The 7,002-nt window shown below is 68.8% G+C and carries 9 protein-coding genes; 5 read left to right on the plus strand and 4 right to left on the minus strand.

Annotated elements, in window-relative coordinates; translation table 11 throughout:
* On the plus strand, positions 1–429 hold a 429-nt coding region (gene sepH, locus ACOJVU_RS10340), incomplete at its 5' end, for a septation protein SepH (RefSeq protein ID WP_421529694.1).
* Here sepH and ACOJVU_RS10345 read toward each other — a convergent pair.
* From ACOJVU_RS10345 to ACOJVU_RS10355, 3 genes are read right to left on the minus strand one after another with little or no spacing between them, the layout of a single operon-like run.
* Entirely contained in the window at positions 426–701 is a 276-nt protein-coding gene (locus ACOJVU_RS10345) for a DUF2537 domain-containing protein (RefSeq protein WP_421529695.1), read from the minus strand. The genes sepH and ACOJVU_RS10345 overlap by 4 nt on opposite strands.
* Positions 698–1,531 carry a TrmH family RNA methyltransferase gene (locus ACOJVU_RS10350; RefSeq protein ID WP_421529696.1) on the minus strand — a complete coding sequence of 278 codons (834 nt, stop codon included), beginning with the start codon at positions 1,529–1,531 and terminating at the stop codon, positions 698–700. Before ACOJVU_RS10350 ends, ACOJVU_RS10345 begins: the two co-directional genes overlap by 4 nt.
* Positions 1,528–1,959: a MarR family winged helix-turn-helix transcriptional regulator gene (locus ACOJVU_RS10355; RefSeq protein WP_421529697.1), complete on the minus strand. Its 432-nt coding sequence runs from the start codon at positions 1,957–1,959 to the stop codon at positions 1,528–1,530. Before ACOJVU_RS10355 ends, ACOJVU_RS10350 begins: the two co-directional genes overlap by 4 nt.
* A 179-nt stretch (positions 1,960–2,138) precedes the next feature.
* Here ACOJVU_RS10355 and ACOJVU_RS10360 point away from each other — a divergent pair, with 179 nt between their 5' ends.
* On the plus strand, positions 2,139–2,414 hold the full coding sequence (locus ACOJVU_RS10360) for a DUF2530 domain-containing protein (RefSeq protein WP_421529698.1): 276 nt from the start codon (positions 2,139–2,141) through the stop codon (positions 2,412–2,414).
* Positions 2,415–2,623: 209 nt separating this feature from the next.
* Here the strand turns inward: ACOJVU_RS10360 and ACOJVU_RS10365 are convergent, their stop codons facing one another.
* Positions 2,624–3,508: a DUF3027 domain-containing protein gene (locus ACOJVU_RS10365; protein ID WP_421529699.1), complete on the minus strand. Its 885-nt coding sequence runs from the start codon at positions 3,506–3,508 to the stop codon at positions 2,624–2,626.
* Positions 3,509–3,637: 129 nt separating this feature from the next.
* Between ACOJVU_RS10365 and ACOJVU_RS10370 the strand changes: the two genes are divergently transcribed.
* The 3 genes from ACOJVU_RS10370 (at position 3,638) to ACOJVU_RS10380 (ending at position 6,910) form a co-directional block, all read left to right on the plus strand.
* The gene (locus ACOJVU_RS10370) at positions 3,638–5,326 is read left to right on the plus strand and encodes an MFS transporter (RefSeq protein WP_421529701.1); all 1,689 of its coding nucleotides are present in this window, start codon (positions 3,638–3,640) and stop codon (positions 5,324–5,326) included.
* A 47-nt stretch (positions 5,327–5,373) separates the two neighbouring features.
* Positions 5,374–5,823 carry a DUF2771 domain-containing protein gene (locus tag ACOJVU_RS10375; protein ID WP_421529702.1) on the plus strand — a complete coding sequence of 150 codons (450 nt, stop codon included), beginning with the start codon at positions 5,374–5,376 and terminating at the stop codon, positions 5,821–5,823.
* Positions 5,824–5,995: 172 nt separating this feature from the next.
* Positions 5,996–6,910, plus strand: coding sequence for a universal stress protein (locus ACOJVU_RS10380; RefSeq protein WP_421529700.1), 915 nt, complete (start codon positions 5,996–5,998; stop codon positions 6,908–6,910).
* The last annotated feature ends 92 nt before the right edge of the window (positions 6,911–7,002 follow it).

Genomic DNA, 7,002 nt, shown 5'->3' on the forward strand with positions numbered 1-7,002 from the left:
GTGCTGACGCTGCTGGAAACCGTGAGCACCGCCCTGGTGACGCGCGGCCTCGATCCGGACAAAGTCGCCTGGGATGCCTGGCGCAACGAGGACAACCGTTGGACGGTGCAGCTGGCGTGGAAGGTGGGCCACTCTGACAACGCCGCACACTTCTGCTTCGTGCCCGGCGCCCACGGCGGGACGGTCAGCGCGGTCGACGACACGGCCAGCGAATTGATCGACCCGAGCTTCGAACGCCCGCTTCGGCCCCTCGCGAGGGTGGCCCATCTCGACATCGAGGAAAGCGCAGAGCCCGAGACCGCACCGCGGGCTGCTGCACCCGCAACTGCTCCACCGCCCGAGCCACCCACGCAAGCCAGGCGGGGCAAGCCGGCCATTCCGGCCTGGGAAGATGTGCTGCTCGGAGTGCGTTCGAGCGGGCAGCGCTAGCGGTTCCCCGACACCGTCAGGGCCAGCAGCACCAGCCACCCGCCGAGAACTCCCGCTGCCGCTCCCAGCACGAACCAGCGCAGCACCGGCGTCCGCCGCCAACCCCACAGCGTGGGCGCGAGCCCACCCGCCGCCACCGCGTTGAGGCCGACCGCCAACAACGGATGCACCCGGATCAAACCCAGGCTGAGCACAACTATCGCGGCACCGGTGACCGCGGCGACGAACCCTGCCACCGCCAACCCCGTGGCCCACGGCACCGAGTTGTTCACGACCGCAGCCTAGATCGTTCGTAGAAAGCCAAGGCCGCCGCAGTCGCCACGTTGAGCGAATCGGTGCCCCGCGACATGGGGATGCAGACCCGCATGTCACTCAACCGTAACGTGGCCGCCGTCAGTCCCGGGCCTTCCGCGCCCATGACGACCGCGATGCGTTCGCCGCACACCGCCGCCATCGCCTCCGGCAGCGCCCGGGCGTCGCTGCGTGGGGTCATCGCCAGCAGCCGAAAACCGTGTTCTCGCAGCGTCACCAGATCGCCGGGCCAGGCACCGGCCCGCGCATACGGCACCAGCAAGGCATGACCCATGGAAACCCGGACGGCGCGACGGTACAGCGGGTCGGCGCAGCCGCCGCCAAAGATCACCGCATCCACGCCCAGGCCCGCGGCGTTGCGGAACATCGAGCCCAGGTTCTCGTGGTCGTTGACACCCTCGAGCACAGCAAGAGTGTGGGCGCCCTCGGCCACCTGCGCCACCCCGTATTCCGGCACTCTTCTCGCGACCGCCAGCACGCCGCGGTTGAGATGGAAACCCACCACCCGCGCCATGAGATCGGCAGAGGTCCGATAAAACGGCGCCGCAACGCCGGCCAGGTCACCCGCGAGTTCGGCCAGCCTGCGTTCGGTGCCCAGCAGCGCGTGCGGGGTGAACCGCGACGCGAGCATGCGCTGGACGACCAGGACACCCTCGGCGATCACCAGCCCTTTGCCGCTGGGCAGGTCAGGACGGCGATCAACGCTGTTCAGGTCGCGGAAATCGTCGAGGCGGGGGTCGTCGGGGTCGTCGACGTCGTGAACGTCCGGGCCGTCGGGCGCCTCGCTCACGGACTTTCGTCGACGAGGGCCAGCATCAGATCCGTGGCGCTGCGGAGGGTCTCGCGCTGCCGGACGTCGAGGGTAGCGAGCCGATTGACCAGCCACTCCTGCCGGGCACGCCGAGTCGCCTTGACCAACTCGGTGCCGGCCTCGGACACCGAGATCAGCACCTGCCGGCCGTCGACCGGATGCGGGACGCGGTCCACCAATCCCATGTCGGCCAGCGAGGCGATCACCCGGGTCATCGACGGCGGCCGGACCCCTTCGCGCAGCGCCAGCGTGCCCGGGGTCATCGAGCCTTCGTTGACCAAGGTCGCCAGTGCCGAGAGCTGGGACAACGACACCGGCGACGAGACGTTGCGGAACCTCAGCTGGCGGGCCAGCCGCATGACGGCCAGCGACAAGTCGCTAGCCGTCCGCGCATCGCTGTCAGGCATGGCGCGAGGTTACACGCAACCGGATGAACGCCAGAGGCCGACCGGCCACAGGACCCGCCGGACCGGCAGCCTGGACTCCGGCGAATTCGGCCGTTCGCCGGTGGCCCCGCGCACGTGTCCCGGTAGCCCCTCTCGGCCCAGAGAAGGTCGCGCGCAGCGGCGACGCTATGTTGTCGGCTATGTCTGTCGGGCCGGGCCGGGGCCGCAACCCACCACCTCTGCCGCCTGCGCTGCTCGAGGTGTGGCCAGTCATCGCGGTCGGCGCCGTGGCCTGGCTGTGCGCCGCGGCGGCCGCCTTTCTCCTTCCTTCCCTGCACGGTTGGCGCCCGGTGACGGTGGCCGGGCTGGCAGTCGGGTTGCTGGGAACAGCCATCTTCGTCTGGCAGCTTGCCGCGGCCCGGCGCGGCGCCCGAGGCGCGCAGGCCGGGCTCGAGAAGTATCTCCACCGGAAATGAAGTCGGCCGCAACACGTCAGACGCGGAAAGGTCGATGACAGCCCGGCTACTGCGAGCCGCAATCGAGATCGAGGCGACGCCTTCACAGGCCTGGAAGATGGTCTCGGATTTGCGGCGAGGGCATCAACGCCTCGGTGGACAAGATCAAAGCCGCCACCGCAGTCTCGGCACGTCAGCGAACAGGCCCGACGAATCAACGGGCACGACTACTAGTCCGGCGGCTCCAGCGGCGCCGGCTGGGGCTCGGACAGCTCGGCGGCCGCCTCCGGAGTATCGCGCAACTCGGGCTCGACCTCGGGGCGGGGCTCCGCGATCGGCGGCGTCTCCGTGACGTCGAGCATGCCGTCGTCGTAGGCCTCGTACCTCGGCGAGCCGCTACCTGCCGGGGCAGGCGTGTCCGAATGAGCGCCGCAGCCATAGAGTTTGTCCACGACGTGGCCGTCGGCGGACAGTTCGTTGCCGCAGACCCCGAACATCGCGCCCAACGAGCCCGCCAACGGCAGGAAGAAACCGCAGTCGCGGCAGACCCGTTTGGTGGACCTCGCCATCGGGGCCTCGGGCCCGTAATTCCCGGTGTGCCACCTCTCGGCAACGTCCGACCGGCCCAGCACGCCCAGGACCCAGCGCCGCCCCAGCCCGAACTCCGCGGCGGTCTCGTCGACCTGGGGGTCACCGCTGGCGGTATAGCCCGGGACCAGCCGCGGGTCGTCGGCAGCCGGTGCCAGGAGATCTCCGGGGCTCAGGTCCCCGGGCCGCACCCGCTGCTCCCACGGCACCCACTCGGGCGCCAACAAGGCGGTCGGACCGGGAATCAGCACGACCTCGCTGATGGTGGCGTGCCCGGCTCCGTGGGGGGCGGCGACGACTACGGCCCACTGCCAGCCCTGGTAACCGGGTAGGTGCGCCAGGAAGCGATGGGTCGCGGCATTGGGATCCTCGTAGCTCACGCCCAGGTGGTCACCGACCGCTTCGGGGCCGCTGAACTCCTCCACAGCCGTTCTCGCCTGGTCGACCGCACCCGTGAGCACCTCCGCCAGCTCTTCGTGCCAGTCGGTCACGGTGGCTACGAAGGTCTCCTCGATGGGTCCGGTCACGCTTACCTCTTTCTGCATCGCGCCTCCAATACTAGGGTGCGTGCCACACCCGGGGACCTACGGACGAAGGAAGCCGCCATAGGGGAGAATTGCGTCGTGTCTGGACGGCGACGTGATGATCCGGGCCGTGTGGCCTCCAACCCGGGCCGCCGGACCCTCCCGGACCTCAGAGGATCTGCCAACCAGCATCCCGGCATGGCCAATTACCCGGCCGACGGTGGCGATCATCGGCGTGCGCATCGCACCACGCCGATGCCGAGCGCCAACCGCTACCTACCGCCCCTCAGTGAGCGATCCGAATCGGGCCGAAAATCCAGTACGCCGCGTGGTCCCGCTCCGGCTGAACGCATCACCGTCACCCGCGCCGCGGCACAGCGCAGTCGGGAAATGGGCTCTCGGATGTACTCGATGGTGCAACGCGCAGCCACCGCCGACGGCGCGGACAAGTCCGGGCTGACAGCGCTGACATGGCCGGTGGTGGCGAATTTCGCGGTGGACGCCGCAATGGCCGTCGCGCTGGCCAACACGCTGTTCTTCGCCGCGGCCACCGGGGAGAGTAAAGGCCGGGTCGCGCTGTACCTGTTGATCACCATCGCGCCGTTCGCGGTGATCGCGCCGTTGATCGGTCCGGCGCTGGACCGGTTGCAGCACGGCCGCCGCGTGGCCCTGGCCACGTCGTTCGCGTTGCGCACCGGACTGGCCGCGCTGCTGATCATGAACTACGACGGCCCGACCGGCAGCTACCCGTCATGGGTGCTCTATCCGTGCGCGCTGGCCATGATGGTGCTGTCGAAGTCGTTCAGCGTGTTGCGCAGCGCCGTCACGCCCAGGGTGATGCCACCGTCGATCGACCTCGTGCGGGTCAACTCCCGGCTTACCGTGTTCGGCCTGCTGGGCGGCACCATCGCAGGCGGCGCAATCGCGGCGGGTGTCGAGTTCGTCTGCACCCACCTGTTCAAGCTCCCGGGAGCCCTGTTCGTCGTCACCGCGGTCACGATCACGGGCGCCATGCTGTCGATGCGGATCCCGCGCTGGGTCGAGGTGACCGCCGGCGAGGTCCCGGCGACACTGAGCTACCGCACAGACAGCGGCCCGCTGCGCCGCTGGGGGCACCTCCCACGTGTGGGGGACTGGCCCGAAGAGGTCAAAAAGGTCAGCGGGACACTACGACAACCGCTGGGCCGCAACATCATCACCTCGCTCTGGGGCAATTGCACCGTGAAGGTGATGGTGGGCTTTCTGTTTTTGTACCCGGCCTTCGTGGCCAAGGCGCATCAAGCCAACGGCTGGGCGCAGCTGGGCATGCTGGGCATGATCGGCGCCGCGGCGGGAATCGGCAACTTCGCCGGCAACTTCGCCAGCGCCCGCCTCCAACTGGGCAGGCCCGCGGTGCTGGTGGTGCGCTGCGCGGTGGCGGTGTGCACCGTCGCCCTGGCGGCGGCGGTGGCAGGCAACCTGACGGTGGCGGTGATCGCGACACTGGTCACGTCGGGATCCAGCGCGATCGCGAAGGCCTCGCTGGATGCCTCGTTGCAAAACGATCTGCCGGAGGAATCGCGGGCGTCCGGGTTCGGGCGCTCGGAATCCACGCTGCAGCTGGCCTGGGTGCTGGGCGGGGCGCTCGGGGTGTTGGTCTACACGGATTGGTGGATCGGCTTCACCGCGGTCTGCGCCCTGCTCATCCTCGGTCTGGCGCAGACTCTGGTGAGCTTCCGCGGCGACTCGCTGATTCCCGGCCTCGGGGGCAACCGTCCGGTCATGGTCGAGCAGGAAGGCAGGCGGCGGGGCGCCGGGAGACCGGCGGCGGTGCGGGAGTGAGAACCCGGCCCACGCGGGGTGTGTCATTGCTGGTCGTGACGCTGGCGATGTCGCTGTCCGTGGGCGGCGGGGTAGCAACATGGCTGTTCGTGCGTCAGCCCGGTCCGCAACGGCCGCAGATCAGCGCGTACTCGCACGGACACCTGACCCGGGTCGGGCCCTACCTGTACTGCAACGTGCTCGATCTCAGCGACTGTCAAAATACGCAGACCCAGGGCGAATTGCCGGTCACCGAACGCTACCCGGTGCAACTCTCGGTGCCCGAAGCGATCTCCCGGGCGCCCTGGCGGCTCCTGCAGGTGTACGAGGACCCGGCCGACACGAGCGCCACCCTGTTCCGGCCGCACACCCGGATGGCGGTCACCATCCCCTCCGTCGACCGCCGGCGGGGTCGGCTCACCGGCATAGTCGTGCAGTTGCTGACGCTGGCATTCGCTCCCTCTGGTGAGTTACGCGATGTCCCGCACGCGGAATGGTCGGTGCGGCTTACCTTCTGAGCGATCACCGAGATGCCGGATTGCCCCGGATCGCCCCGGATTGCCGAGGGGTCGGGTTGTGGGGCATCAAGTCACCGATGCGTGGGACGAAAGGCTCCTGACTGCGCGATGGCAGGCTTCTAGTTTAGGGTCAAGAGCGCCGAACCGAACTTTCCAGTGATTGGACATCGATATGGCCAGCGAGATAGCGAATCCGGGAATCGTCGTCGGGGTCGACGGATCCCCCGACGCGACTGCGGCCATGCAGTGGGCGGTCCACGAGGCGAGGATGCGCAACGTGCCGCTGACGCTGATTCACGCCGCGGTACGGTTGCCGGCCGGCTCGCCGTCGCTCGAGTGGTCGGGTGAGTCACTCCCGGCGGAAGTCGTCGCGCAGCTGGACGCGAACGCACGACAGGTCCTCACCGACGCTGCCAAGCTCGTCGAAGACATGACGCAGGACCATCGCCCGTGTGTCAATAGCGAGTTGTCCGCCGCGGGACCCGTCGCCGCCCTTGTCGACCTGTCCAGGAGTGCGGCCATGGTGGTCGTGGGAAGAAGCGGCCACGGCGCACTGGAACGAGCGCTGATGGGATCTGTCAGTACCGGATTGGTCCATCACGCTCATTGCCCGGTGGCAGTGATACACAGCGACTATTCGCCGCCGACGCAGGGAAGCATCCTGGTCGGCGTCGACGGGTCACCGGCGTCGGAACTGGCCACCGCGATCGCCTTCGACGAAGCTTCTTGGCGCGGTGCGGATTTGGTGGCCCTGCACGCCTGGACTGACGCCGAAGTTCCCGACCTCCCGAGCCGGGAGTGGGCCGGAACCACCCGGACGTCCTGGACGAGGCTGCGCTCGGCGGCCGAGGAGACATTGGCCGAGCGCTTGGTTGGCTGGCGGGAACGCTATCCCGACGTCACCGTCCATCGCGTGGTCGTCACCAACCGACCCGCGCAGCATCTCATCGAGCGCTCGGCGTCTGCGCAGCTGGTGGTCGTCGGCAGCCACGGGCGCGGTGGCTTCGCGGGGATGCTGCTCGGATCGGTGGGCACCGCCGTCGTGCAGTCCGCGCGCGCGCCGGTGATCGTCGCCCGACAGGGCTAGCTTTCGCGCTGATCGTCAAGTCTGACATTTGGGCATGATCGTATAGCCGAGCTGTGGGCTCGGTTTTTGCGCGCGATGAACAAGGGGATCGT

This window comes from Mycobacterium sp. THU-M104 (genome assembly GCF_049197365.1).
GTDB lineage: Bacteria > Actinomycetota > Actinomycetes > Mycobacteriales > Mycobacteriaceae > Mycobacterium.

Bases quoted from the DNA above. Each gene is read 5' to 3' on its own strand.
- ACOJVU_RS10380 (WP_421529700.1), top strand. From the start codon at position 5,996: ATGGCCAGCGAGATAGCGAATCCGGGAATCGTCGTCGGGGTCGACGGA.
- ACOJVU_RS10355 (WP_421529697.1), bottom strand. From the start codon at position 1,959: ATGCCTGACAGCGATGCGCGGACGGCTAGCGACTTGTCGCTGGCCGTC.
- ACOJVU_RS10360 (WP_421529698.1), top strand. From the start codon at position 2,139: ATGTCTGTCGGGCCGGGCCGGGGCCGCAACCCACCACCTCTGCCGCCT.
- ACOJVU_RS10375 (WP_421529702.1), top strand. From the start codon at position 5,374: ATGTCGCTGTCCGTGGGCGGCGGGGTAGCAACATGGCTGTTCGTGCGT.